This window comes from Ruminococcus sp. RTP21358st1_G6_RTP21358_211008, assembly GCF_040908885.1.
Taxonomy (GTDB): Bacteria; Bacillota; Clostridia; order Lachnospirales; family Lachnospiraceae; genus Blautia_A; species Blautia_A faecis.
In genome coordinates, this window is the sequence record NZ_JBDGDM010000006.1 from 52320 (window position 1) to 76505 (window position 24186).

The following is a 24186-nucleotide window of genomic DNA, read 5'->3' on the forward strand; positions in this document are numbered from 1 at the left end:
GGAAAAAGGAGATAGATAAAAATGGCAAAAGAATGTGACAGCAAGACTTGCGACAAATCAAGCTGTGAAGGCTGTGCCAGCAAGAAAAATCCGCAGAGCATGCAGGCAGCAATGAATGCAATGTCAAATGTAAAGCATGTAATCGGTATTGTAAGTGGTAAAGGCGGCGTTGGAAAATCCTTCGTGACAGCATCTCTTGCAAACAGAATGGCAAAGAAAGGCTATAAAGTAGGAATCCTTGACGCAGACATTACCGGACCATCCATTCCGAAAATGTACGGCCTGAAAGGTGCTGCCCAGGCAAACGACAGCGGTATTTTCCCTATGGAGACCAAAAACGGAATCAAGGTTATGTCCATTAACCTGCTTCTTCCAACTGAGGACACTCCGGTAATCTGGCGGGGACCGATTCTTGGCAACATGGTAAAACAGTTCTGGACAGATGTTATCTGGGGTGATGTAGATTACCTGTTCGTAGATATGCCACCAGGAACAGGCGACGTTCCGCTGACTGTATTCCAGTCCCTTCCGATCCAGGGAATCGTGATCGTAACCTCTCCACAGGATCTTGTAAGCATGATCGTGAAGAAGGCATACAATATGGCTGGAATGATGAAGATGCCGGTTCTGGGTCTTGTAGAGAACTACAGCTATGTGAAATGTCCAAACTGCGGCAAAGAGCTGAAAGTATTCGGCGAAAGTCACATTGACGAGATCGCCGCATCCCTGAATGTTCCGGTTCTTGGCAAAATGCCAATCGACCCGGCCTATGCAGCCAAGGTTGACGAGGGCGCCTTTGATGAGATCGATAATCCGTATATCGAAGCAGCAGATGGGGTTATGCCACAGTAAGAGGCTGAGAACACTATAGAAAATCACACAAATTGTGGCATATAATTTGCAAAAAAGATTCTGTGTAAAAACAAGATTGTAACATCCTGTTTTTACCAGAATCTTTTTCTTTTCTTTATTTCTTACTGCGGTAAGCTTCTGCTTCCCAATGGGTAATGAAATAAGTGATCTCATCTGTCATCTGAAGCGGACCGCCGAAGCTTTCTGCATAGACTGCAAGCTTGATGGCATCCTTAGCCAGAAGCTGGGCCTTGGCAGCTTTCCCCTTGTCATCTTCCATAATAAATGCACCAACGCCCTGAACCAGGATCAGTCTTGGCTTTTTATCATTTTCAGTCATAAACGCATCCAGTGCTTCTTTTGCCTGATCAATGTTTTCAATAAATAACGGATATGGACCGCAATATACAATGTGATCAGGAGTGAAAGGCTTCAGAAGCGGTGCGGCAGCTTCTTTATTTTTTACAAAATTATCTACTTCAGCAGCCGGTACAACCTCTACAGCATGTCCGAGCAGCTGGGAAAGCTTCTGTGCAGCAGCCTCTTTTTCCGGGGTAACAGCATCGCTGACGTCAGCTGTTCGTTTTACCTGTTTTTCAAGGGTGGAGATCACGCCATCAAATAAAACACCAATCTCTTCTACGGTATTTGCAGCTACGAAAATACCGTGATTCTGAAGCAGAAGAACCTGAACATCTTTTCCAAATTCTTCTTTATAAGCGTTCATTTTCTCATAACAGATACGTGCAAGAGTGTATCCTGGTTTACAGATGTCGATCCAGAGAACCTCTTTTCCAAGAAGCTGCTCGGAAAGTGCCTTTGCGCCATTGCCGCAGGTCAGACCGTTTACAAGAGTAGGATGAACATGCAGTACATAGGTATATGCAAATAAATTGTGGAGTAATGCTTCCACGCTTGGACGCTTGGTCTTATCTGCATCTGTTACTGCCGCCATTACATCTGCAAGATAGGCAGCTTCACGCTCTGTGTCATTTCCCGGATACTCTGTTTTCATGATCTCATTGAGACGGGCGCGGCTCATCTCAACGAATTCCTCTGCCTTAATGGTGGCAAGCTGTGTACCGGAACCCTTTACATACAGTGTGGTTTCATCTTTGACAGAAGTATTTCCACCGCCTGCAAGAACGTAAGCAGGATTGCTTCCGTAAGTGTTTGACATTTTTACCAAAGTTGAAAGATCCATAAAATTTAATACCTCCCATTGTTTTTTTCATACATCTACATTGTACATGATATGGTAATATTTAGCTATCAAAATATGCTAAAAAGAAGTAGTTTTTGTGCTTTTTGATGAAAAATAGTCAAAAAACTTCTGGGCAGCCTGGGATAAGGGAAGGCTTTCGTGATATACAAGGGCCAATTGTCTGGGCGGAAGCTGCTGCTTCAGGCTGACCTCTATCAGAGAGGTTTCCTGTCCCCGTAAAGAAGCCAGCATGTAATCCGGAACACAGGCAATTCCAAGACCAATGCGTGCCAGATCAATAAGCAGATCATTGCTGTTAAGCTCAACCTCCGGAATCAGATTCTGTCTGTGGGATGCAAAAAACTGATGAAGATATTCACTTGTTGTGCTTTTGGACGAAAGGGTGAGAAGAGGATATTCCATCAGCTTCTTTATTTCCAGGGCTTTTCCTTCAAGTGGAAAGAAGTCCGGATTGGCAACAAAAATATCCCGAAATTCTTTTACCACCTGTACTTTTGTGTGTGCGGTAAGCCGGGAATTGGGAAGATTGCTTACGATCAGATCCACCTGACGGTTTTCCAGAAGCTCCACGCAGCCCATGGAGGTGCTGTTTGTGACCTTGATCCGCACTCCAGGATAATCCTGATGAAAGCGCTTCAGGTAGTCAATCAGAAAGTACCGGCAGATGGTATCGCTTGCCCCTATCCGAAGCTGCCCCTGAAGTCTGTCTTCCTCAAGAAGCTGTGCCTCTCCCTGGGAAAGCATTTCCAGGGCTGGTTTAACATGTTGGAAAAGTATTTCTCCCTCTGGGGTAAGGGAAACCTTCTTGGTGCTTCGGAAAAACAGTTCCCGTCCCAGCTTTTTTTCCAGAGTCTTGATTCCCTGGCTTACTGCAGACTGGGAAATGAACAGCTGGCGGGAGGCTTCAGAGAAGCTTAAGGTGGTGGCAACGTAGTAAAAGCATTTGTATAATTCAAGATTGATATCCATATATAAATCCTCCAAAATCAAACTCGTTACTGTCCACTCCGTGACCAGTAACACGCTTCGCGATGCACAGAAAGACGAACCTTCTTGTGACAAGCACAAGAAGTAGCGTTTGCTGCGCAAACTTAATTCTCGGGTTTTCTGTGAACTTTGTTCACAAAAAAAACCTCGCGGAATATTGTCAGTGAACAGTAACTCAAACTCTGCCATGACTGATGAGCCATGTTTATTTACATATAGAAGTAATAGTAATAAAAAATATAAGATATATTAATTTTACTTATGACAAAACCTATGATACTATAATAAACGAAAATGTGCAAGAATGGCTGCAGTTTTGCGCAGTCATCCATATTTTTTCAAAATGAAAAAGCACACCACACTATGATTTCACATTCACGAAAGGAGTTTTCCAATGAGTAACGTAAGACGAGTATACGTAGAAAAGAAACCATCCTTTGCCGTAAAAGCCAAAGAACTGAAGCATGAGATCAGCTCTTATCTGGGCATTCAGACTGTAACAAACGTGCGGGAACTGATCCGCTATGACGTAGAGAATATTTCCGATGATGTATTTGAGAAAGCATGCCATACCGTATTTGCCGAGCCGCCGGTAGATGATCTTTATCTGGAGAAATTCGAGGCAGCAGATGGCGCACATGTTTTTTCCGTAGAATTCCTTCCTGGTCAGTTTGACCAGAGAGCAGATTCCGCTGTTCAGTGCGTGCAGTTCCTGGATGAAAATGCACAGCCGATCATCCGCTCTGCCACTACCTATGTGATCGAAGGTGACATTACAGAGGAAGAATTCGAGGCAATCAAGAATCACTGCATTAACCCTGTAGATTCCCGTGAGACAGGCCTTCAGAAGCCGGAGACACTGGTTACAGAGTTCAAGGACCCGGAAGATGTTAAGATTTTCGATGGCTTCCGCGATATGGATGAAGCACCATTGAGGGAGCTTTACAGCTCCCTGAACCTTGCTATGACATTCAAGGATTTCCTTCATATCCAGAACTATTTCAAGAACGAGGAGAAACGTGATCCGTCCATGACCGAGATCCGTGTTCTGGATACTTACTGGTCTGACCATTGCCGTCATACCACATTCTCCACTGAGCTTACACAGGTGAAATTTGATGAGGGTGATTATAAAACTCCTATCGTTGATACCTATAACAGATATCTTTCCGACAGAGAAGTCCTTTATAAGGGACGAGACGACAAATTCGTCTGCCTGATGGATCTTGCTCTTATGGCTATGAAGAAACTGAAATCCGAAGGCAAGCTTCAGGATCAGGAGGAGTCCGACGAGATCAATGCCTGCAGTATTGTAGTGCCGGTTGATGTAAATGGAAAAGAAGAGGAATGGCTGATCAACTTCAAGAATGAGACACACAACCATCCTACTGAGATTGAGCCATTTGGTGGCGCAGCTACCTGCCTTGGCGGTGCAATCCGTGACCCGCTTTCCGGACGTACTTATGTATATCAGGCAATGCGTGTAACAGGAGCAGCAGATCCTACTGTTTCCGTAAAAGAGACTCTGAAAGGCAAGCTTCCGCAGAAGAAACTGGTTCGTGGTGCAGCTCACGGCTACAGCTCCTACGGTAACCAGATCGGTCTTGCTACCGGCTATGTAAAAGAAATCTATCATCCGAATTACGTTGCAAAACGTATGGAAATCGGTGCAGTTATGGGTGCTGCTCCAAGACGTGCAGTTATCCGTGAGAACTCTGATCCGGGAGATATCATCATCCTTCTTGGCGGACGTACCGGACGTGACGGTATCGGTGGTGCTACCGGTTCCTCCAAAGTACATACAGAGGCTTCTATCGAGGTCTGCGGCGCTGAGGTACAGAAAGGAAATGCACCTACAGAGCGTAAGATCCAGCGTATGTTCCGTCGTGAGGAAGTCAGCTATATCATTAAGAAATGTAACGACTTCGGTGCAGGCGGTGTATCCGTAGCAATCGGAGAGCTGGCACCTGGTCTTCAGATCGACCTTGACAAAGTTCCGAAGAAATATGCAGGTCTTGACGGTACTGAGATTGCAATTTCCGAGTCCCAGGAGCGTATGGCAGTTGTTGTTGCTCCGGAAGACGTAGAGAAATTCCTTGGTTTTGCAAACGAAGAGAACCTGGAGGCAGTTCCGGTTGCAGTTGTAACAAAAGAGCCAAGACTGGTGCTTTCCTGGAGAGGAAAAGAGGTTGTAAATATTTCCCGTGCATTCCTTGATACCAACGGTGCACATCAGGAGACAACCGTAGAAGTTGAAATCCCGAATAAAGAGGGCAACCTTTTTGAAGAGCGTCCGGACGTAGCGGATGTAAGAGAAAAATGGCTTTCCACACTGGCAGACTTAAATGTATGCTCCCAGAAGGGCCTTGTAGAGATGTTTGACAGCTCCATTGGTGCAGGAAGCGTTCTCATGCCTTATGGCGGTAAAAACCAGCTTACAGAGACTCAGGCAATGGTTGCCAAGGTACCGGTACAGAATGGAACCACCAATACGGTAACCATGATGAGCTATGGCTTTGATCCATACTTATCCTCCTGGAGCCCATATCACGGAGCTGCTTATGCAGTGACAGAATCTGTTGCAAGAATCGTGGCAGCAGGTGGTGATTATAAGAAGATCCGTTTCACCTTCCAGGAATACTTCCGTCGTATGACAGAGGATCCAAAGAGATGGAGCCAGCCATTTGCAGCACTTCTTGGTGCTTATGCAGCACAGATGGGATTCGGTCTTCCGTCTATCGGTGGTAAGGACAGTATGTCCGGAACCTTTAATGACATTGATGTTCCGCCAACACTGGTATCCTTCGCTGTGGATGTTGCCAAGCTTCAGGATGTGATCACACCAGAGCTGAAAAAGGCTGGAAACAAGCTGGTATGGCTTCGCGCTCCGAAAGATCAGTACGATTTACCGGACTATGCAGCAATTATGGATCAGTACGAGAAATTACACAATGACATGCAGGCTGGAAAAGTAGTTTCTGCATATGCACTTGACCGTCACGGTATTGCGGCAGCAGTCAGCAAGATGGCATTTGGAAATGCAATGGGCGTGAAGATCGAGCATAATCTGGATCCAAGAGACTTCTTTGCACCAGGCTTCGGCGATCTGGTTCTGGAAGTTCCGGCTGAAAAGGTTGGTCAGCTTTCTATTACATACACCGTAATCGGTGAAGTAACAGCTGATGGTAAATTCTCCTACGGAAACGCTGAGATCACTCTGGATGAGGCTTACAAGGCATGGACAGGCACTCTGGAGAAAGTATTCAAGACAACCTCCGGCGAAGAAAACGACGGACCAGTTGCCATGGCTGTAAAGACAGCAGATCCAGAAGCAACCTATGAGAATGGTGTTTACAATACTAAGAACATTTATGTTTGCAAGCATAAAGTAGCAAAACCACGTGTATTCATTCCTGTATTCCCGGGAACCAACTGCGAATACGACAGCACCCGTGCTTTTGAGAGAGCTGGGGCTGAGGTTGATGTTAAAGTATTTAAGAACTTAAGTGCAGAGGATATCCGTGATTCTGTGGAAATCTTTGAGAAATCCATTGACCAGGCACAGATGATCATGTTCCCAGGCGGTTTCTCCGCTGGTGATGAGCCAGACGGTTCTGCGAAATTCTTTGCAACTGCCTTCCAGAATGCAAAGATCAAAGAGGCAGTTATGAAGCTGTTAAATGAGAGAGATGGTCTTGCACTTGGTATCTGTAACGGATTCCAGGCGCTGATCAAGCTGGGACTTGTTCCATACGGTGAGATCTGCGGACAGAAAGAGGATTCTCCTACACTGACCTATAACACCATCGGACGTCATATTTCCAAGATGGTTTACACAAAGGTTGTAAGCAACAAGTCTCCATGGCTGCAGAAAGCCACACTTGGCGGTGTATACTGCAATCCGGCTTCCCACGGTGAGGGACGCTTCGTAGCAAACGATGAATGGCTTGCTAAGCTCCTTGCAAACGGTCAGGTAGCTACCCAGTATGTAAATCCAAACGGAGAGCTGGATCAGTCCGAAGAATCCAATATCAACGGATCTACCTATAACATTGAGGGTATCACAAGCCCGGATGGACGTGTCCTTGGTAAGATGGCACACAGCGAGCGCCGCGACAATGGCGTTGCAATCAACATCTATGGACAGCAGGATATTCAGATCTTTGAGTCCGGTGTTGAGTACTTCAAATAAATAAGTAAATAAGAGTATGTGAGCTGGCATTTGTGAGTGAATAAATTGCAAATGCCAGCTTTTTCTATATTTATTAAAAATCTCCGACCGTGTAAAATATTACACATATCTAATATTCTTGTTTTTATGCTTAGTATTCACTCATCATGGGCGAAAAATTATATTCGATGAAATATTCTCCCTGCCTTTTCCATCTAATGTATGTAAAAGGAAATACAGCAATATATTTCGTGTACTGCAGAACACAAAAAAAGGAGCGAAAACCCTTATGGAAAATTTGGTGAAAAAGGCAAAAGCCGGAGATTCCGGTGCATTTGCACAGCTCATCCGGATGAATACCCAGAGCATGTACAAAGTAGCCTGGGCCTATCTGAAGAATGACGAAGATGTGGCAGATGCCATACAGGAAACGATTTTAAAGTGTTATGAGAAGCTTTCCACTTTAAAAAAGGATTCTTACTTCAAAACCTGGATGATTCGGATCCTGATCAATAACTGCAATGAAATGCTTCGGCACAAAGGCCGCGTTTTTCCTACGATGGAAATGGAAGAGGGAATCTTCGAGGAACCTGGCTATGTAGACTGTGAGTGGAAGGAAATCCTGGCATCCCTGGAAGAGAAGTACCAGGTGGTGATGCTTTTGTATTACAGCAAATCCCTTAGTGTAAAGGAAATTGCCGCTCTTCTGGAAATCAGCCAGAATACAGTGCTTACAAGGCTCTCCAGAGCCAGAAAACAGCTTCGTGCAGAGTATGAAGGAGGATATATTCATGGATGATAAATTGTTTGATGTTTTTTCAGAAGAAACAGAAGTGCCGGAATGTGTGCTCAGGCGTGTAGATGAGACATTGGAAATGATAGAGAATTCGGCAGAGTCCGATAGAGGGTATCAGAAAGAAGAAAAAACGGGAAAAGTAATAAATGGCACTGACAGAATGGGAAAAATTGGTACACGGAAAAACTGGAAGCGCAGTTTGATCTTGACATTTGCGGCAGTGATGGTATTTGGTGCCACTGTTTTTGCTGCAGAGAAGTATATAGGCATTTCCAGTTTTTTTCAGGAAGTTGGAAATAAGATGCCGGAAGAAGCCAAGGAGCTGATTGAAAAAGATCCGGTGCAGCAGGAAGATGGAGATTCCATTCTTACTTACACCGTGAAGGAAGCCCTTTGTGATAAAAACAGTGTCCAGGTGGTGGTGGAAGTTACAGCGAAAGAAAGAGGCAAGTATCTTCTGGCAGGACAAGATGCCTTGAATGAGGATCCTGTAAGAAATCTTGGAATTGAAAGTGATAAGACAATAGAAGAATATGCCGCAGAAAAAGGACTGACCATCGTAAAGGTCGGAGCCAGCTTTGATTTTGATTCAGATCTGGGCATTGAAACAGCAGTGGGAAATTATCGAAATCTGGAAGATGATGTAGTAGATTTCTATTCTTCCGCGGTAAAGACAAATGAGAGTAAGAATCTTACCGTTTCCTGCATCGGAACTGCCACGCTTCCTGATGCTAAGTGCGTTGATGATGTGATGCGTACAAACATTACTTTTCAGCTGGAAGATAAGAGCCAGGGGAAAAGTATGACCTATGTGCCTGTGGATGGTGAAGGGATAACTGCAGATGGAAAAGTAAAGATCCTGTCCGCAGATATAGAAGAAACAGAAGTGGGCGATTACGTCACAATCCATTGCATCTTCTTAGAAGAGTGCGACAGTATTTCCCTTGATGTAATGGATCTGAATGGAAATCTGTGGCAGCTTTCCGACCTTGGCGGTGGTTCAGAGGTGGCAGAGTCTGGAAAAGAAGCCACCTTCCAGAGAAGCTATCAGAAAACGGACCTTGCCGACGAAATCGGAATACGGGGATATGACTATGAAACGAATACCACGTATGAGCCGGTAAAAATGAAGCTTAAAAAATAGAATAATCGAAAAAAGTCCCCATTCACTGTTTTTTGCAATTAAAACAGTGGGATGGGGACTTTTTTGATTTGTTAAATTAAGATTATCCGAACTTTCGCATATTACTCAGATCGGAAAAATCAATCATTTTGATTTCTTCAACGTTGCCGGTTGAAGCCATTGGGCAAACGGCGTAGTTTCGCGTCTCATTTCCTATAGTAAGCTTTACCACATAATGCCATATGGACCATGATGGAGAGCCAACCGGATAATCACCAAAGCAATAATGAATATCATCAAATCCACCGACTAATTCAGCGAACTCACCGAGAATTGCCGGTGATGTGCTAGAGTCCCAACGGTAAGTTACAAAAAATGGAGCATTGGGATCTGCTGCCAGAGAGACTGTATGATCGTTATATCTGGTTAAATATTTAAAGCGGCCTGGTTCTCTGAGGTAGGCACTTATAGCGTCCATCTTTTCAAAAGGAGTCATATCGGTAGTTGTAGTTTTGTTAATAATGTCAATCATCCATGCGTTTTTTGCCTGTTCATAATCCAGAACATTTAATGTCACTGTATTTGCAACCGTATAACCTGATAATGAATATTCCCTGAATTCTACAGTGTAGGTTCCTGCTTCGGAAAAATGCACGTATTTGATATAACCGCCTTTTACTTTCTCTAATGAAGTAGTTTCTGAGTCATTGTTTTCTAAAGGAATATCATCAAAGAAACGAGATGAACCACTTCTGTATGCGCTGGTCCGAGAGTCATTTCCATTAAAAATACAGGAAAAAGAGTTCGGATCCGGATTGTCTGTCTTTATAAAAAAAGGTTTGGGACAATCGGTGTAAATATCTGCCTTCTGTTTGTCCAGACCATAAATTTCATATGTATATTTAGCTGGTGCAGTTCCTTCTTTATCGTGTGCAGGCAGATCAGCTTTGGGAATCGGTGTGGGTGTAGGAACCGGTGTGGATGTAGGCGTTGGTGTAGGTGTAGGGGTTGCACTTTGGTGGGTACTGTTTGTCTCTCTGTTTGTTGTGCAATGGCCTGTAGAAGACCATTTGGAATAGTATTTTTTTCCTTTAACAGTCATGTAAGTGCGGGTTTGCATATAATATGTAGTCCCGGCACGGAGGCCATTGAGACAAATTGTGTTGTTTTTGTTACCTTTGACTGTTATAGTTTTTGCATTTTTTAGTTTTGAATTAGTGGCATAGCGCAGCTGGTAACCACTGGTCTGGGAGGTTTGTCTTTTTACTACTACAGTTGCAGTTGCTGTTTTTGCATAGATATTCATTATCTGGGCTTTCGGCGGTAAAATAACAAACTGTTTTTTAGCAGTGCCGGTATAAGTGCCTTTTCCAATAATCTGAACCGTGTAAGTTCCTACTTTTTTGCAGCCTTTAGAGTACTTTACAATATAGTTTTTCTTTTCCTTCAAGACTTTTCCTTTATAAGTTACTCTTACTTTTGGACGCTGTACCTTTTTATTATAAGTAAGCTTTGTGGCTGATAATTTAATCCTGGTATTTTTCACATTTACCCTTGCTGCGGCAAATACCTGGCTTGAACTGCAAAACAGAAGCAGTAAAATGATGAGGCAGAGGTGAATCTGCCGGTGTAGATGATGATTTTTTTTCATGGCTTTTTACTCCTTTTATATGATAAGTTTATTGAGTTTTGTAAAAATATAACTATTTATGACCAGACCGCAGCAGCCATTTCTGGTCAATCTTTTTTACCTCATCATCTGCAAACCGGATATGCAGTCTGACGGAATTGGACAGCTGTACGATTTCCTCTACAGTACCTTCCCCAAATTTGGGATAAGTTACCACATCGTTTACCTGGAATTTTATTTCGCTATGTTTGGCGCTTTTGTAGGCCTGTTCACGGCGGTAGGTGTCCCGGATGGGAACTGTCTTGTCATGGATAGGGTTTTTCAGAGCTTTGTCATAATTGTGCTTCAGAAGGCTTTCTCCGATTCTGTAATAAGGAGTAGGCGCGGCGCCCACAAGAGAACAGCAGTATTTCCAGGCGCTCCCATGCTTTCCTGCCTGCCAGTTATACTGCGCCGGGATTTTCATATTGTATTGCATATAATGGGCGTATTCGTGCTTATAAAGATCCAGGCGATCCTCTTTGGAAAGAGGCTTCTTTACGGCATAACCAATAAACAGAAGGGAAAAATAGAAGCTTTCTTTTTCGTGGGCAGAAGCCGGGGTATAAGAGCCAAGTACAGCTTCATCGTAACCAAAGCGGATAGGTACAGAAGCCCCCCGAAGACCAAATTTGCGGTCAAGAGTCTGGAACAAAGCGCGAATCTGAGCTTCGTGGATGGTAGTTTCATTATCAAGAAGTTTACGGATAGATGGGGCAATATTCATGCAGTTACTCCTTTAAAAATTATTAACTGGAAAAATTGCGTGCCAGGTTTTATGGCGTTCATGAGCAAGTAGCGAAGCAGACCTGGAATGTCCGATTTACTGATGGACAAAAAAATAGATGCTGCAATCTGCAACATCTATAATAGCGAGAGGGGGATTCGAACCCTCGACACCGCGGGTATGAACCGCGTGCTCTAGCCAACTGAGCTATCTCGCCATATTCATTTCATAAGTATGGGGCCTACAGGGCTCGAACCTGTGACCCTCTGCTTGTAAGGCAGATGCTCTCCCAGCTGAGCTAAGACCCCATATACAAACTGTGAAATTTATTTCTCTCCCGCAGCTCGCTTTGCTATTATACTATCAACTGTCGCAAATTGTCAACAACTTTTTTTACTTTTTTTCAAAAAATTTAGAATTATATTTTTTTACTATTTTATTGGAAAAAAAGGCTCTAGAAACAGAAATTTTTATTTTGGGTCCTTATTTGCAAAAAGCGGAAAACAATTTGGCAAGTAAGGTTCTTTCCAAAATGAGAATTGGTGTTATACTGAGTCTGTAAACAAGAAGAGCAAACAAAAGCATACCGGATACCTGTAAGAAGAAAAAGAACGGACGCAGCGTATTCGTATGGTCTCATAAGAAAGGGCTCACAAACACGCCCTGAGACCATAATTGCGATCAGCTGACAATTGTTTTTCCTATTAGGAAACGTCAGTTGGCGATACGAAAAATAAAAGAGGAGAAGATGGTATGAAGATTTTAGATTCCAAATTTATGAAGGGCTTTATCAAAATGGCGGACGATGGTTTCCAGCAGGGCTGGCATGAGAGAAACGGTGGAAACTTAAGCTATCGTCTGAAAGCAGAAGAAGTAGAAATGATCCGTCCCCGTCTGAATGCACCAGGCGAGTGGCAGCCTATCGGCACAGAGGTGCCGGGACTTGCAGGAGAGTTTTTCCTGGTAACCGGAAGTGGCAAATATTTCAGAAACATAGCAGTTGACCCGGAAGCCTGTCTTGCAATCATTGAACTGGATGACAAGGGTGTTAATTACAGGATCCGCTGGGGACTGGTAGAAGGCGGCCGCCCAACCAGCGAGCTTCCAACCCACCTTATGAATCATGAGGTAAAAAAGAAGCTTACAAACGGCAGACATCGTGTTATTTATCACGCACATACAACCAACACCATCGCATTAACCTTTGTCCTTCCACTGGACGACAAGGTATTTACAAGAGAGCTGTGGGAGTCTGCAACAGAATGCCCGGTTGTTTTCCCGGATGGCGTAGGCGTTGTAGGCTGGATGGTACCAGGCGGAAGAGAAATTGCAGTAAAAACAGCGGAGTTGATGAAGAAATATGACGTTGTCATCTGGGCACATCACGGAATGTTCTGCTCCGGTGAGGACTTTGACTTGACCTTTGGCCTTCTCCATACAGTAGAGAAGTCCGCGGAAATTCTGGTGAAGGTAATGTCCATGGCACCGCGTAAGCTTCAGACCATTACTCCTGATGATTTCCGCGCAGTAGCCAAAGACTTTCATGTTACTTTACCGGAAGAATTTCTTTATGAAAAAGAGCAATAAGTAAATTAATATAATGAATGTGAGATCTGTCTGTGATGAGAAAATTCACAGGCAGATTTTTTACGTTAGAGGAAATCAATTTTAATAACTGTTTATAAAATGTGGAAAAATTGCTTGACAATTCATTGCCTGTATGCTATTTTAAATAAAAATTCAATTCAACGAACTAAACCGATGAAGCGGGAATAAAAACAATCGTGCACCCACAGAGAGTCCGGGAGGCTGAGAGCCGGGCGGTAAGGCAGTTTGTTAAATGGGCCGCTGAGGGCGCATGGAAAGGCAGAATGTGTGCAGAACAAATGCAGAGAATTGCAGAAGAAATGCAAACATATCTGATTGAAGCATGAAAGTAGATTCTGCAGAAGCCAAGTATTATGCGACGTAGGACATACGTCAGTTGTCAGGAATATGATGGTATTCCGTTAAGAGCACGATTTTATCGTGAAGCAAGGTGGCACCGCGGGTGAATATTCAGACCCGTCCTTGACAGATATGGAAATTCTGTCCTGGACGGGTTTTTTGTGTACTAGAAAATTACTCCGTGATGTTCCTGTTACACCTAAAAACGCTCTGCGAGGATGCGGCGCGTGCACTGTTCAGGTAATAAATCGGGAGGTGTTCTATGTATCCAACGTTTGAAAAAATCAGGGAAATGGCAGCAGGAGATTACAAAAGAATTCCAATCTGCAAAGAGTTATACGCAGACAGCTACACACCAGTAGAGATGATGCGGATTCTGCAAAAGGCAAGTCATCACTGCTATCTGCTGGAAAGTGCCAGCCAGAGCGAAGCGTGGGGCAGGTATTCTTTTCTGGGATATGACCCTTCCATGGAAATCACCTGTACAGACGGAATCCTGCGGATTCGAAAAACCAGTAAGACGGAAACTTTTGGTAGAAGCGGCAATGCTGCAGAAAGCAGTACAGAAAGCAGTACAGAAGAGGTTCGACAGGTTGCCCATCCAGGCGATGCTATCCGTGAAATCATCAGTCAGTACAAAAGTCCGGTTATGGACGATATGCCCACATTTACCGGCGGTCTGGTAGGTTACTTCTCCTACGACTACATCAAATACAGTGAGCCGAAGCTGGAGCTAAAAGATAAGGAACAGCAGGATTTCCGGGATCTGGATCTGATGCTGTTTAATGATGTGATCGCATTCGATCACTACCGCCAGAAGGTTCTTCTCATCACAGGTGTGATGACAGAGGATCTGGAAAAGTCCTATAAACAGGCCTGTAAAAAACTGGAAGAAATGACAGCGCTGATCAAAAAAGGGGAGAAAAAAATCTTCCCTCCGATCAGGCTTAAATCTGAAATCAAACCTCAGTTCCCTAAAGAAAAATATTGCCAGATGGTGGAAACAGCGAAGCATTATATCCACGAGGGCGATATTTTCCAGGTGGTTTTGTCAAACCCCATGAGGGCAAAAGCAGAGGGCAGCCTGTTTGATACTTACCGTGTTCTGAGAGCCACCAACCCATCCCCCTACATGTTCTATTTTTCCAGTGATGACATTGAAATCGCAGGTGCATCCCCGGAGACACTGGTGAAATTAGATCACGGCAAGTTAAGCACTTTCCCACTGGCAGGAACAAGGCCGCGAGGAAAAACACCGGAAGAGGACAAAGCACTGGAAGCTGATCTTCTTCAGGATGAAAAAGAGCTTGCCGAGCACAACATGCTTGTAGATCTGGGAAGAAACGATATTGGAAAAATCAGTGAGCTTGGCAGCGTAAAAGTGGAAAAATACCTGACTGTGGAACGTTATTCCTGTGTCATGCACCTGGGTTCCACAGTAACAGGAACTATCAAAAAGGGCAAAGATGCCATAGACGCAGTGGATGCCATCTTACCTGCAGGAACCCTTTCTGGGGCACCGAAATTCCGTGCCTGCCAGATCATTCAGGAACTGGAACAAAGCAAGAGAGGCATTTACGGCGGTGCAATCGGATATGTGGATTTCACAGGAAATCTGGATGTGTGCATTGCAATCCGTCTGGTATATAAGAAAAAAGATGAAATCTGTATCCGGTCGGGAGCCGGAATCGTGGCAGACAGCGTACCGGAAAAAGAATTTGAAGAGTGCCAGAATAAGGCAAGAGCGGTGGTAAGGGCCATCAGCCAGGCAGAGGAGGGATTAGAATGATTTTACTGATTGATAATTACGACAGCTTTTCCTATAACCTGTATCAGCTGATCGGGTCCGTTAATCCGGATATTCAGGTGGTTCGAAATGACGAAATTTCCCTGGGAGAAATAGAGAAGTTGGTACCGGAAGCAATTGTTCTTTCCCCGGGCCCTGGAAGACCGGAGGAGGCAGGCATCTGTATTCCGGTGATCAAAGAGTTCGCTGGAAAAATCCCAATTCTGGGTGTGTGTCTGGGACATCAGAGCATCTGCGAAGCCTTTGGCGGAGTGGTTTCCTATGCAAAAGAACTGAAGCATGGGAAAAGAGATGAGATGATCCAGTGCGGTCCCAATGTCCTGTTTAAAGGACTCCCGAAAAAGTTCCCGGCAGCAAGATATCATTCCCTGGCAGCAATAGAAGAGACTCTTCCCGAAGAGCTGGTTGTGACAGCCAGAGCAGAAGATGGAGAAATCATGGCAGTGGAGCATAAGGAATATCCGGTTTACGGTGTGCAGTTTCATCCGGAGTCTGTTATGACTCCCGATGGAAGGAAGATGATTGAGAATTTTCTAGAGCGTGTTTGAAAAAGGCTTTCTGCAAGATGTGCGTCACAATTTGTGGGAGATTGCGGGAATGATTTTTCAAACACGCTCTAGAAGCGCAAGTCAGATTTGACAATTTATAAAGGACAACATCAGAGAGGAGCAGAAAAAATGATCAGAGAAAGTATTATCAAATTATCGAAGAAACAGAACTTAACCTATCTGGAAGCAGAAGAGGTAATGGACGAGATTATGAGCGGAAAAGCTACTCCGGTACAAATGTCAGCCTATTTGACTGCTCTGGCGTTGAAAGGGGAAACTATTGATGAGATTACCGCTTCCGCGGCAGGCATGAGAGCACACTGCATCAAGCTGCTTCATGACATGGATGTACTGGAAATCGTAGGGACTGGTGGAGACGGCTCCAATTCCTTTAACATTTCCACCACTGCCTCCCTTGTGATCGCAGCAGGAGGCGTACCGGTAGCAAAGCATGGAAACCGCGCTGCGTCTTCAAAATCCGGAGCTGCAGATGTGCTGGAAGCTCTGGGCGTTAAGATCACAATTCCACCGGAAAAAAGCCAGGAACTTCTGGAAAAAATCGGAATCTGCTTCCTGTTTGCACAGAACTATCACATTGCAATGAAGTATGTGGCTCCAATCCGTAAAGAGCTGGGAATCCGTACTGTATTTAATATTCTTGGACCGTTAAGCAACCCGGCTGGCGCCAATATGGAGCTGATGGGTGTTTATGATGAAGCCCTTGTTGAGCCTCTTGCGCAGGTCATGGCAAATCTTGGAGTAACAAGAGGAATGGTTGTCTTCGGACAGGACAGTCTGGATGAAATTTCCATGAGTGCACCGACTTCTGTATGCGAGATCAAAGATGGCAAATTTACATCCTATGTACTCACTCCGGAGCAGTTTGGTTATGAGCGCTGCACAAAAGAGGAGCTTCAGGGAGGAACCCCGCAGGAGAACGCCGAAATCACAAAAGCAATTCTGGAAGGCAAAGAGACAGGTGCGAAACGTCATGCAGTTTGCCTGAATGCTGGTGCCGCACTTTATATTGCAGGCAAAGCAGCTTCCATTGAAGCAGGTGTGAAGATGGCAGAGCAGCTGATCGACAGCGGGGCTGCACTGAAGAAACTGGAAGAATTTATACAAAAGAGTAATCAGGAGTGAAAAATAAACACAAATAATAACAAAAATAACAATAATCACATCACAAAACAAAATAGCACTGAAAAATAACAATATAACTCATTTGGATAAAGATGACGACAAGAGAGAATGACATCACAGAGAGTTTTACAGGAGATAGAATGAGTATTTTAAACGAGATAGCAGCGCGCACAAAAGAGCGTATTGCGGAGGAAAAATTTAAATTCCCATTAAGGGAACTTATCTCACAGCAGAATTCCGATCTGGCGAAACATGCCGAGGAAAAAATCTCTTTTCTGGAGGCATTAAAAAAGCCGGGAATGTCTTACATCTGTGAAGTAAAAAAAGCATCTCCTTCAAAAGGATTGATCGCACCAGATTTTCCTTATCTGGACATTGCAAAGGAATATGAGCAGGCCGGTGCTTCTGCAATCTCCTGCCTCACAGAGCCCTTTTATTTCCAGGGCGCAGACAGGTATTTGCAGGAAATTTCCCAGGCAGTGAATATTCCGGTGCTTCGAAAGGATTTTACAGTAGATGAGTACATGCTCTACCAGGCAAAAGCATTTGGGGCTTCCGCTGTACTTCTGATTTGTGCGATTCTTGATAACAGCCAGTTAAAAGCCTTTGGGGAACTGGCACAGGAGCTGGGACTGGATGCTCTGGTAGAAGCTCATGATCAGTGGGAAGTGGACCGTGCTTTGAATCTTGGAGCAAAAATCGTGGGAGTGAACAACCGGAATCTCCATGATTTTACCGTTGATATGGGAAACAGTATCAGACTGCGGAACATGGCACCGGCTGATACGGTGTTTGTTTCCGAAAGTGGTATTAAGACAGCGGAGGATATCCGTATATTATATGAAAACCAAGTAGATGCAGTCCTGATCGGGGAGACCTTAATGCGCAGCCCTGACAAAAAAGCGGCACTTGGGGCATTAAATGCAGGGATTGTCTGAGCTGATCCATGGTGATAAGTGATATTCCAGGCACGCTCTGGCAATCTAAGATGTACAATGTGCTGATAAAATAGTTGGAAAATAAAAAATTAAAGAAAAGGAATGAAACAGTATGGCAAAATTAAAAATTTGCGGTCTGACCTGCAAAGAGGATATTGAAGCCGTAAATGGAGCAAAACCGGATTTTGCGGGATTCATAATTGAAGTTCCAGGAAGAAGACGAAGCCTTACGGCAGAACGGGTCAAAGTCCTGGTTAAGGGACTGGACAAGGAAATCCTTCCCGTAGGTGTATTCGTAAACGCTGCCCCGGAACTCCCCATTTCCTTATTAAGAGATGGCACCCTATGGGCAGCCCAGCTTCACGGGGATGAAGACGAAGACTATATCGAAAAAATCCAGAATATGACCGGAAAGCCTGTAATCAAGGCCTTTTCCATAAAAACACCCGAAGATGTACAGCGGGCCCTTCGAAGCCCTGCCGACTACATCCTCTTAGACCATGGCGCAGGAGGAACCGGCGAACCTTTCGACTGGACCCTGGTTCCCCCAGTCCGCCGCCCATTCTTCCTTGCCGGAGGAATCGGTCCCGAAAACCTCCGCAGCGCCATCGGAACCTTACACCCATGGGCTGTAGACCTGAGCAGCAGCCTGGAAACCGATGGAAGAAAAGACCGGGCGAAAATACAGCAGATTGCCCGTATGCTGAAGCAGATTAATACACTGGAAGCATATAGAAAAGAGCGAGAAGCAGATTTAGAGTGAAAAAAGTAATTCATATACAAAACAGCGAAACGAAAGGAACCAACACTATGTCAAACGGAAGATTTGGAATCCACGGCGGCCAGTATATTCCCGAAACCCTGATGAACGCGGTGATCGAACTGGAAGAAGCCTACAACCACTATAAAGACGATCCGGAATTCAACCGGGAGCTTACAGAACTTTTAAATGAATACGCAGGAAGACCATCCCGTCTCTACTACGCAGCTCACATGACCGAAGACCTTGGCGGCGCAAAGGTTTATTTAAAAAGAGAAGACTTAAACCACACCGGCGCCCACAAGATCAACAACGTCTTAGGTCAGGTGCTTCTTGCAAAAAAAATGGGCAAAACCCGTGTTATCGCGGAAACCGGAGCCGGACAGCACGGTGTAGCCACAGCCACAGCAGCAGCCCTTATGGGAATGGAATGCGAGGTATTCATGGGAAAAGAAGATACCGAGCGCCAGGCATTAAATGTATATAAGATGCGTCTCCTTGGAGCAAAAGTTCATCCTGTAACCTCCGGAACTGCCACCCTGAAAGATGCCGTATCCGAGACCATGCGTGAATGGACCAACCGTATAGCAGATACCCATTATGTACTGGGCTCCGTTATGGGTCCTCACCCTTTCCCAACCATTGTCCGCGATTTCCAGGCAGTTATCTCCAAAGAAATCAAAGAACAGATGCTGGAAAAAGAAGGCAGGCTTCCAGATGCAGTCCTTGCCTGTGTAGGCGGCGGCTCCAATGCCATCGGAACCTTTTACCACTTTATTGAAGACAAAGATGTACAGCTGATCGGCTGCGAGGCAGCAGGCCGCGGCGTAAACACTGCAGAGACCGCAGCCACCATTGCCACTGGCAGACTTGGAATCTTCCATGGAATGAAATCCTATTTCTGCCAGGACGAGTACGGACAGATCGCGCCGGTTTACTCTATTTCCGCAGGACTGGATTATCCGGGAATCGGACCGGAGCATGCCCACCTTTACGACACTGGCCGTGCCCAGTATGTACCTGTAACAGATGAAGAAGCAGTAGAAGCCTTTGAATATCTTTCCAAAACAGAAGGAATCATTCCTGCCATTGAAAGCGCCCACGCTGTTGCCTATGCAAGAAAAATCGTGCCGCAGATGGGCAAGGATCAGTGCGTAGTCATTACCATTTCCGGCAGGGGTGACAAAGACTGTGCAGCAATCGCAAGATACAGAGGGGAGGATATCCATGAGTAACCGAATTTCAGAAGCATTTGCAAAGGGAAAAGCATTTATCCCATTTATCACCTGCGGAGATCCATCTCTGGAGATCACTGAGCAGCTTGTCTATGCAATGGAGGAAGCAGGCGCAGACCTTATCGAGCTTGGAATCCCGTTTTCTGACCCGACAGCAGAAGGTCCTGTGATCCAGGAAGCCAATGTGCGTGCACTGAGCGGCGGAGTAACCACAGACAAGATCTTTGACATGGTGGTAAAAATCCGTAAAAAAACCAGTATCCCAATGGTATTTATGACCTACGCAAACGTTGTTTTTTCCTATGGAACAGAGCGTTTCATCAAGAAAGCTGCGGAAATTGGAATGGACGGACTGATTCTTCCTGATGTACCTTTTGAGGAAAAAGAGGAGTTCGACGTGGTCTGCAAACAGTATGGTCTGGAGCTGATTTCCCTGATCGCACCCACATCACACGACCGGATCACCCGGATTGCAAAAGAGGCAAATGGCTTCGTATACTGCGTTTCCTCCCTTGGCGTAACCGGAACCAGAACCCAGATCACCACCGATATAGGAGCGATGGTGAAGCTGGTAAAAGCTGCAAAGGACATTCCATGTGCAGTGGGCTTCGGCATCTCCACCCCGGAGCAGGCAAAGAAAATGGCTGCCCAATCCGACGGTGCGATTGTAGGCTCCGCCATTGTGAAAATTTGTGCCGCACATGGAGAAAACTGCGTCCCATATGTAAAGGATTATGTAAAGTCTATGAAAGACGCTGTGCGTGAGGCTTAAGCAGGAAGAATATAAAAAATGGAAAAGAAATGCTTCAGTTTTTCCAAAAATAAGCAGAACAGACCAAAAAAATTTAGCTTGTTTTAATTCTAAAAAGACTATAAAAGAGGGCAAAAGCGTTGACATTTTGCCCTCTTTTTTTTATAGTATCATATGTGAATTGATTTTATGTGTAAAATAAATGGTAATGAAAAAGAGGAATGAAGTTGGAGAAAAAACTGGTATTTATTTTTAATCCCAAAGCAGGGAAGGGCAAGATCAAGACATCTCTGATGGATATAGTAGATATCTTTAATAAAGGCGGTTATGAGGTGATCATCCGCGCAACTCAGGCCCCGAAGGATGCCTATGAACAGGTGAAGAAATATGCAGACAAGGTGGATCTGATCGTCTGCAGCGGCGGTGACGGCACGCTGGATGAAGTGGTTACAGGAATTACCGAGGTGGGAAGCAAGGTTCCGGTCGGATACATACCGGCAGGAAGCACCAATGACTTTGCCAACAGCCTTTTTATGCCGAAAAATATGCTGGATGCGGCATCTATGATCATGAAGGAAGAGATTTACAGATGCGATGTAGGCAGATTTAACAGCCAGACTTTTGCCTATGTAGCTGCTTTTGGTCTTTTTACAGATGTGTCTTATGAGACAAGCCAGGATCTGAAGAACATTCTGGGCCATCTTGCTTATGTCCTGGAAGGTGCCAAGAGACTTCTGGATATCAAGGCTTACCATATGAAAGTGACAACAGAGAATGGTGTGATCGAAGATAATTTTATCTACGGCATGGTCACCAATTCCAGATCTGTGGGCGGATTTAAGAACCTGACCAAGGATGTGGATATGAATGATGGCCTTTTTGAGGTCACTTTGATCGTACAGCCTAAGAACCCGCTGGAAATGCAGGAGATTGTCCGGAATCTTCTCAACATGGAGGACAATTCTGACCTGATCTATTCTTTCAAGGCACGGAAGCTTACAGTTGAAGCAGAGGAAGAAGTAGCATGGACACTGGATGGTGAGTACGGCGGAAGTCCAAGGCTGGTAGAGATTGAGAACCTGCAGCAGGCGCTGAACCTTTGCCTGAAGAGCGACAAGTAAACAGGGTGAGACCGGCTGGTATCACCAGAGAGAATTTTTGCGCGTTTTTTGCCTTGCACCTGTGAAAGCATTGAGTGCTTACATGTGAAAAAATAAGAACCAGTAATGTGTGATGAATCGTTGTTTATGGAGAGAAGGTACCGCAGATAAATGGCAGCCTGGGGAAATAAGCAGCGAGATGAACGAGAGGAGAGGAACAATGGGAGATTATGTTAATGTGAAGGAATTATTCGGATGTGATGTATTCAATGATTCCGTCATGCAGGACCGTCTGCCGAAGAAGGTTTACAAAGAGCTGAAGAAAACCATTGAAGAGGGCAAGGAGCTTTCCATGGAGGTTGCAGATGTGGTTGCCCACGAGATGAAGGAATGGGCCATCGAGAAGGGTGCCACTCATTATAGTCACTGGTTTCAGCCCCTTACAGGCGTAACTGCAGAGAAGCACGATGCATTTATCACCGCACCTATGGAGAATGGAAAAGTCCTTCAGAGCTTTTCCGGTAAAGAGCTGATCAAGGGAGAGCCGGATGCATCTTCTTTTCCATCTGGCGGACTTCGTGCCACCTTTGAGGCAAGAGGCTATACAACATGGGATTGTACCTCACCGGCTTTTGTAAGACATGATGCAGCAGGTGGAACCTTATGCATTCCTACCGCTTTCTGTTCCTATACAGGAGAAGCGCTGGATCAGAAGACACCGCTTCTTCGTTCTATGGAAGCCATCAATACACAGGCATTAAGACTTCTCAGACTTTTCGGAAATACGACCTCCAAACGGGTGACACCATCTGTTGGTGCAGAGCAGGAGTATTTCCTTGTTGATAAAGAGAAATATATGCAGAGAAAGGATCTGGTTTACACCGGACGCACTCTTTTCGGAGCCATGCCTCCGAAAGGACAGGAGATGGATGACCATTATTTCGGAACCATCCGTCAGAGAGTTTCCGCATATATGAAAGAAGTAAATGAAGAGTGCTGGAAGCTGGGAGTTACAGCCAAGACCCAGCATAATGAGGTTGCACCGGCACAGCATGAGCTTGCGCCGATCTATGCACCTGTTAATATTGCAGCAGATCACAACCAGATCATGATGCGTATCCTGAAAAAGGTGGCAAGCCGTCACGGCATGCGCTGTCTGCTTCACGAGAAACCTTTTGCAGGCTTGAATGGTTCCGGTAAGCACAATAACTGGTCCCTGACTACTGATGACGGAATTAATCTTCTGGAGCCGGGGAAGACACCACATGAGAACATTCAGTTCCTTCTGGTTCTGACCTGTATCCTGAAAGCAGTTGACAAGCATGCAGATCTTCTTCGTGAGTCCGCAGCAGATGTTGGAAATGACCAGCGCCTTGGCGGTCATGAGGCTCCGCCAGCTGTTATTTCGGTTTTCCTTGGAGAGCAGCTTGAGGATGTGCTGGAGCAGCTGATCAGCACTGGTACTGCTACAAGAAGTAAGACCGGGGAGAAAATGGATACAGGCGTTAAGACGCTTCCGGATTTCATGAAGGATGCGACAGACCGTAACCGTACTTCACCCTTTGCCTTTACCGGCAATAAATTCGAGTTCCGTATGGTTGGTTCCAAGGATTCCATTTCCGCATGCAATGTGGTGCTGAATACCATTACTGCTGAGGCGTTTAAGGAAGCCTGCAATGTTCTGGAGAGCGCAGAAGACTTTGATCTGGCAGTCCATGATCTGATCAAGGAATATGCTACCCAGCATCAGAGAATCGTATTTAACGGCAATGGCTACGCTCCTGAATGGGAAAAAGAGGCACGCCGCCGTGGACTTCCTGTTCTGACATCTATGGTAGATGCCATTCCGGCACTTACTACAGATAAGGCTGTAGAACTGTTTGGAGAATTTGGAGTATTTACAAAGACTGAACTGGAGTCCAGAGCGGAGATCCAGTATGAGATTTATGCGAAAGCAATTAACATCGAAGCGAAAACCATGGTGGACATGGCAACCAAGCAGATCATTCCGGCAGTCATCAAGTATACAACTGTACTGGCAGAGTCCATCAATCAAGTGAAGGCAGTTGGACCAATTGACGTGAGTGTTCAGATGGATCTTCTGAAGAAAGCAAGCAAGCTTCTGAAAGAAGTGAACAGTACCATGAATAAGCTGAGCAAGCTGATAGATCAGATCGAGACGCATCCGGAAGGACGTGACAGAGCAGTGTTCTGCAGAGAGAAACTGGTTCCGGCAATGGAGAAATTAAGAGAGCCGGTTGACGAACTGGAAATGTTAGTGGATAAAGATATGTGGCCGATGCCATCTTATGGAGATCTGGTGTTTGAGCCGTAAAGTGATCAGGAGGACTGCAGCCGCAGTCCTCTTTTCTATTAAAGAGGTAAAGTGAAAGCAGGAAAAATAAAG

Annotated in this window: 19 protein-coding genes, 2 tRNA genes and 1 pseudogene; 15 read left to right on the forward strand and 7 right to left on the reverse strand. The window is 45.1% G+C overall.

Annotated elements, in window-relative coordinates; genetic code table 11:
• The first annotated feature begins 21 nt into the window (after positions 1-21).
• The gene (locus AB5Z12_RS03725) at positions 22-852 is read left to right on the forward strand and encodes an Mrp/NBP35 family ATP-binding protein (RefSeq protein WP_148461633.1); all 831 of its coding nucleotides are present in this window, start codon (positions 22-24) and stop codon (positions 850-852) included.
• Between the two features lie 115 nt (positions 853-967).
• Here the strand turns inward: AB5Z12_RS03725 and AB5Z12_RS03730 are convergent, their stop codons facing one another.
• Positions 968-2056, reverse strand: a complete 1089-nt coding sequence (locus AB5Z12_RS03730) for a class II aldolase/adducin family protein (protein ID WP_148461632.1) — start codon at positions 2054-2056, stop codon at positions 968-970.
• Positions 2057-2134: 78 nt separating this feature from the next.
• A complete protein-coding gene (locus AB5Z12_RS03735) occupies positions 2135-3046 on the reverse strand; it encodes a LysR family transcriptional regulator (RefSeq protein WP_148461631.1) in 912 nt (303 codons plus the stop codon).
• Positions 3047-3458: 412 nt separating this feature from the next.
• On the opposite strand from AB5Z12_RS03735, the gene AB5Z12_RS03740 reads away from it, so the two are divergent.
• From AB5Z12_RS03740 to AB5Z12_RS03750, 3 genes are all read left to right on the forward strand, one after another.
• Positions 3459-7256, forward strand: a complete 3798-nt coding sequence (locus AB5Z12_RS03740; RefSeq protein ID WP_148461630.1) for a phosphoribosylformylglycinamidine synthase — start codon at positions 3459-3461, stop codon at positions 7254-7256.
• A gap of 268 nt (positions 7257-7524) precedes the next feature.
• A complete protein-coding gene (locus tag AB5Z12_RS03745) occupies positions 7525-8034 on the forward strand; it encodes a sigma-70 family RNA polymerase sigma factor (protein WP_148461629.1) in 510 nt (169 codons plus the stop codon).
• The gene (locus AB5Z12_RS03750) at positions 8027-9175 is read left to right on the forward strand and encodes a DUF4179 domain-containing protein (RefSeq protein ID WP_148461628.1); all 1149 of its coding nucleotides are present in this window, start codon (positions 8027-8029) and stop codon (positions 9173-9175) included. The genes AB5Z12_RS03745 and AB5Z12_RS03750 overlap by 8 nt, the downstream gene beginning before the upstream one ends.
• Positions 9176-9257: 82 nt before the next feature.
• Here AB5Z12_RS03750 and AB5Z12_RS03755 read toward each other — a convergent pair whose 3' ends face one another.
• The 4 genes from AB5Z12_RS03755 to AB5Z12_RS03770 form a co-directional block, all read right to left on the reverse strand.
• Positions 9258-10805: a hypothetical protein gene (locus AB5Z12_RS03755; RefSeq protein WP_148461627.1), complete on the reverse strand. Its 1548-nt coding sequence runs from the start codon at positions 10803-10805 to the stop codon at positions 9258-9260.
• A 52-nt stretch (positions 10806-10857) separates the two neighbouring features.
• Positions 10858-11550: a hypothetical protein gene (locus AB5Z12_RS03760; protein ID WP_148461626.1), complete on the reverse strand. Its 693-nt coding sequence runs from the start codon at positions 11548-11550 to the stop codon at positions 10858-10860.
• A gap of 143 nt (positions 11551-11693) precedes the next feature.
• Positions 11694-11767, reverse strand: a tRNA-Met gene (locus tag AB5Z12_RS03765).
• Positions 11768-11785: 18 nt separating this feature from the next.
• A tRNA-Val gene (locus AB5Z12_RS03770) sits at positions 11786-11858 on the reverse strand.
• A gap of 445 nt (positions 11859-12303) precedes the next feature.
• Between AB5Z12_RS03770 and rhaD the strand changes: the two genes are divergently transcribed.
• The 4 genes from rhaD to AB5Z12_RS03790 all read left to right on the forward strand — a co-directional run bounded on the left by rhaD (position 12304) and on the right by AB5Z12_RS03790 (position 15852).
• Entirely contained in the window at positions 12304-13137 is an 834-nt protein-coding gene (rhaD, locus tag AB5Z12_RS03775) for a rhamnulose-1-phosphate aldolase (protein WP_118578371.1), read from the forward strand.
• Positions 13138-13334: 197 nt separating this feature from the next.
• Entirely contained in the window at positions 13335-13484 is a 150-nt protein-coding gene (locus AB5Z12_RS03780; RefSeq protein ID WP_368368558.1) for a hypothetical protein, read from the forward strand.
• Positions 13485-13759: 275 nt separating this feature from the next.
• A complete protein-coding gene (gene trpE, locus AB5Z12_RS03785; RefSeq protein WP_368356915.1) occupies positions 13760-15286 on the forward strand; it encodes an anthranilate synthase component I in 1527 nt (508 codons plus the stop codon).
• Entirely contained in the window at positions 15283-15852 is a 570-nt protein-coding gene (locus tag AB5Z12_RS03790) for an aminodeoxychorismate/anthranilate synthase component II (RefSeq protein WP_148461624.1), read from the forward strand. The genes trpE and AB5Z12_RS03790 overlap by 4 nt, the downstream gene beginning before the upstream one ends.
• Positions 15853-15857: 5 nt before the next feature.
• Here AB5Z12_RS03790 and AB5Z12_RS03795 read toward each other — a convergent pair.
• Positions 15858-15917 (reverse strand): annotated as a pseudogene (locus AB5Z12_RS03795) (hypothetical protein); the annotation flags it as partial.
• A 64-nt stretch (positions 15918-15981) separates the two neighbouring features.
• Between AB5Z12_RS03795 and trpD the strand changes: the two are divergent.
• From trpD to AB5Z12_RS03830, 7 genes are all read left to right on the forward strand, one after another.
• Positions 15982-16995 (forward strand): anthranilate phosphoribosyltransferase, encoded by a 1014-nt coding sequence (trpD, locus tag AB5Z12_RS03800; protein WP_148463250.1) that lies wholly within the window; start codon positions 15982-15984, stop codon positions 16993-16995.
• A gap of 140 nt (positions 16996-17135) precedes the next feature.
• The gene (gene trpC, locus AB5Z12_RS03805) at positions 17136-17933 is read left to right on the forward strand and encodes an indole-3-glycerol phosphate synthase TrpC (RefSeq protein ID WP_148463249.1); all 798 of its coding nucleotides are present in this window, start codon (positions 17136-17138) and stop codon (positions 17931-17933) included.
• 112 nt (positions 17934-18045) lie between these two features.
• Positions 18046-18696: a phosphoribosylanthranilate isomerase gene (locus tag AB5Z12_RS03810; RefSeq protein WP_148463248.1), complete on the forward strand. Its 651-nt coding sequence runs from the start codon at positions 18046-18048 to the stop codon at positions 18694-18696.
• 47 nt (positions 18697-18743) lie between these two features.
• Positions 18744-19928, forward strand: coding sequence for a tryptophan synthase subunit beta (gene trpB, locus AB5Z12_RS03815; protein ID WP_118578365.1), 1185 nt, complete (start codon positions 18744-18746; stop codon positions 19926-19928).
• Positions 19921-20700 (forward strand): tryptophan synthase subunit alpha, encoded by a 780-nt coding sequence (gene trpA, locus AB5Z12_RS03820; RefSeq protein ID WP_368356914.1) that lies wholly within the window; start codon positions 19921-19923, stop codon positions 20698-20700. Before trpB ends, trpA begins: the two co-directional genes overlap by 8 nt.
• A 206-nt stretch (positions 20701-20906) precedes the next feature.
• Positions 20907-21800 carry a diacylglycerol kinase family protein gene (locus AB5Z12_RS03825; protein WP_118578363.1) on the forward strand — a complete coding sequence of 298 codons (894 nt, stop codon included), beginning with the start codon at positions 20907-20909 and terminating at the stop codon, positions 21798-21800.
• A gap of 199 nt (positions 21801-21999) precedes the next feature.
• On the forward strand, positions 22000-24114 hold the full coding sequence (locus tag AB5Z12_RS03830; RefSeq protein ID WP_148463246.1) for a glutamine synthetase III: 2115 nt from the start codon (positions 22000-22002) through the stop codon (positions 24112-24114).
• Positions 24115-24186 lie beyond the last annotated feature (72 nt).

What these genes read in the sequence shown, in the direction of transcription:
- trpA (WP_368356914.1), top strand. Translation starts at nt 19,921, where the DNA reads ATGAGTAACCGAATTTCAGAAGCATTTGCAAAGGGAAAAGCATTTATC.
- AB5Z12_RS03760 (WP_148461626.1), bottom strand. Translation starts at nt 11,550, where the DNA reads ATGAATATTGCCCCATCTATCCGTAAACTTCTTGATAATGAAACTACC.
- AB5Z12_RS03725 (WP_148461633.1), top strand. Translation starts at nt 22, where the DNA reads ATGGCAAAAGAATGTGACAGCAAGACTTGCGACAAATCAAGCTGTGAA.
- AB5Z12_RS03735 (WP_148461631.1), bottom strand. Translation starts at nt 3,046, where the DNA reads ATGGATATCAATCTTGAATTATACAAATGCTTTTACTACGTTGCCACC.
- rhaD (WP_118578371.1), top strand. Translation starts at nt 12,304, where the DNA reads ATGAAGATTTTAGATTCCAAATTTATGAAGGGCTTTATCAAAATGGCG.
- trpE (WP_368356915.1), top strand. Translation starts at nt 13,760, where the DNA reads ATGTATCCAACGTTTGAAAAAATCAGGGAAATGGCAGCAGGAGATTAC.
- AB5Z12_RS03810 (WP_148463248.1), top strand. Translation starts at nt 18,046, where the DNA reads ATGGCAAAATTAAAAATTTGCGGTCTGACCTGCAAAGAGGATATTGAA.
- AB5Z12_RS03755 (WP_148461627.1), bottom strand. Translation starts at nt 10,805, where the DNA reads ATGAAAAAAAATCATCATCTACACCGGCAGATTCACCTCTGCCTCATC.
- trpD (WP_148463250.1), top strand. Translation starts at nt 15,982, where the DNA reads ATGATCAGAGAAAGTATTATCAAATTATCGAAGAAACAGAACTTAACC.
- AB5Z12_RS03745 (WP_148461629.1), top strand. Translation starts at nt 7,525, where the DNA reads ATGGAAAATTTGGTGAAAAAGGCAAAAGCCGGAGATTCCGGTGCATTT.
- AB5Z12_RS03730 (WP_148461632.1), bottom strand. Translation starts at nt 2,056, where the DNA reads ATGGATCTTTCAACTTTGGTAAAAATGTCAAACACTTACGGAAGCAAT.
- trpB (WP_118578365.1), top strand. Translation starts at nt 18,744, where the DNA reads ATGTCAAACGGAAGATTTGGAATCCACGGCGGCCAGTATATTCCCGAA.
- AB5Z12_RS03740 (WP_148461630.1), top strand. Translation starts at nt 3,459, where the DNA reads ATGAGTAACGTAAGACGAGTATACGTAGAAAAGAAACCATCCTTTGCC.
- AB5Z12_RS03790 (WP_148461624.1), top strand. Translation starts at nt 15,283, where the DNA reads ATGATTTTACTGATTGATAATTACGACAGCTTTTCCTATAACCTGTAT.
- AB5Z12_RS03750 (WP_148461628.1), top strand. Translation starts at nt 8,027, where the DNA reads ATGGATGATAAATTGTTTGATGTTTTTTCAGAAGAAACAGAAGTGCCG.
- trpC (WP_148463249.1), top strand. Translation starts at nt 17,136, where the DNA reads ATGAGTATTTTAAACGAGATAGCAGCGCGCACAAAAGAGCGTATTGCG.
- AB5Z12_RS03830 (WP_148463246.1), top strand. Translation starts at nt 22,000, where the DNA reads ATGGGAGATTATGTTAATGTGAAGGAATTATTCGGATGTGATGTATTC.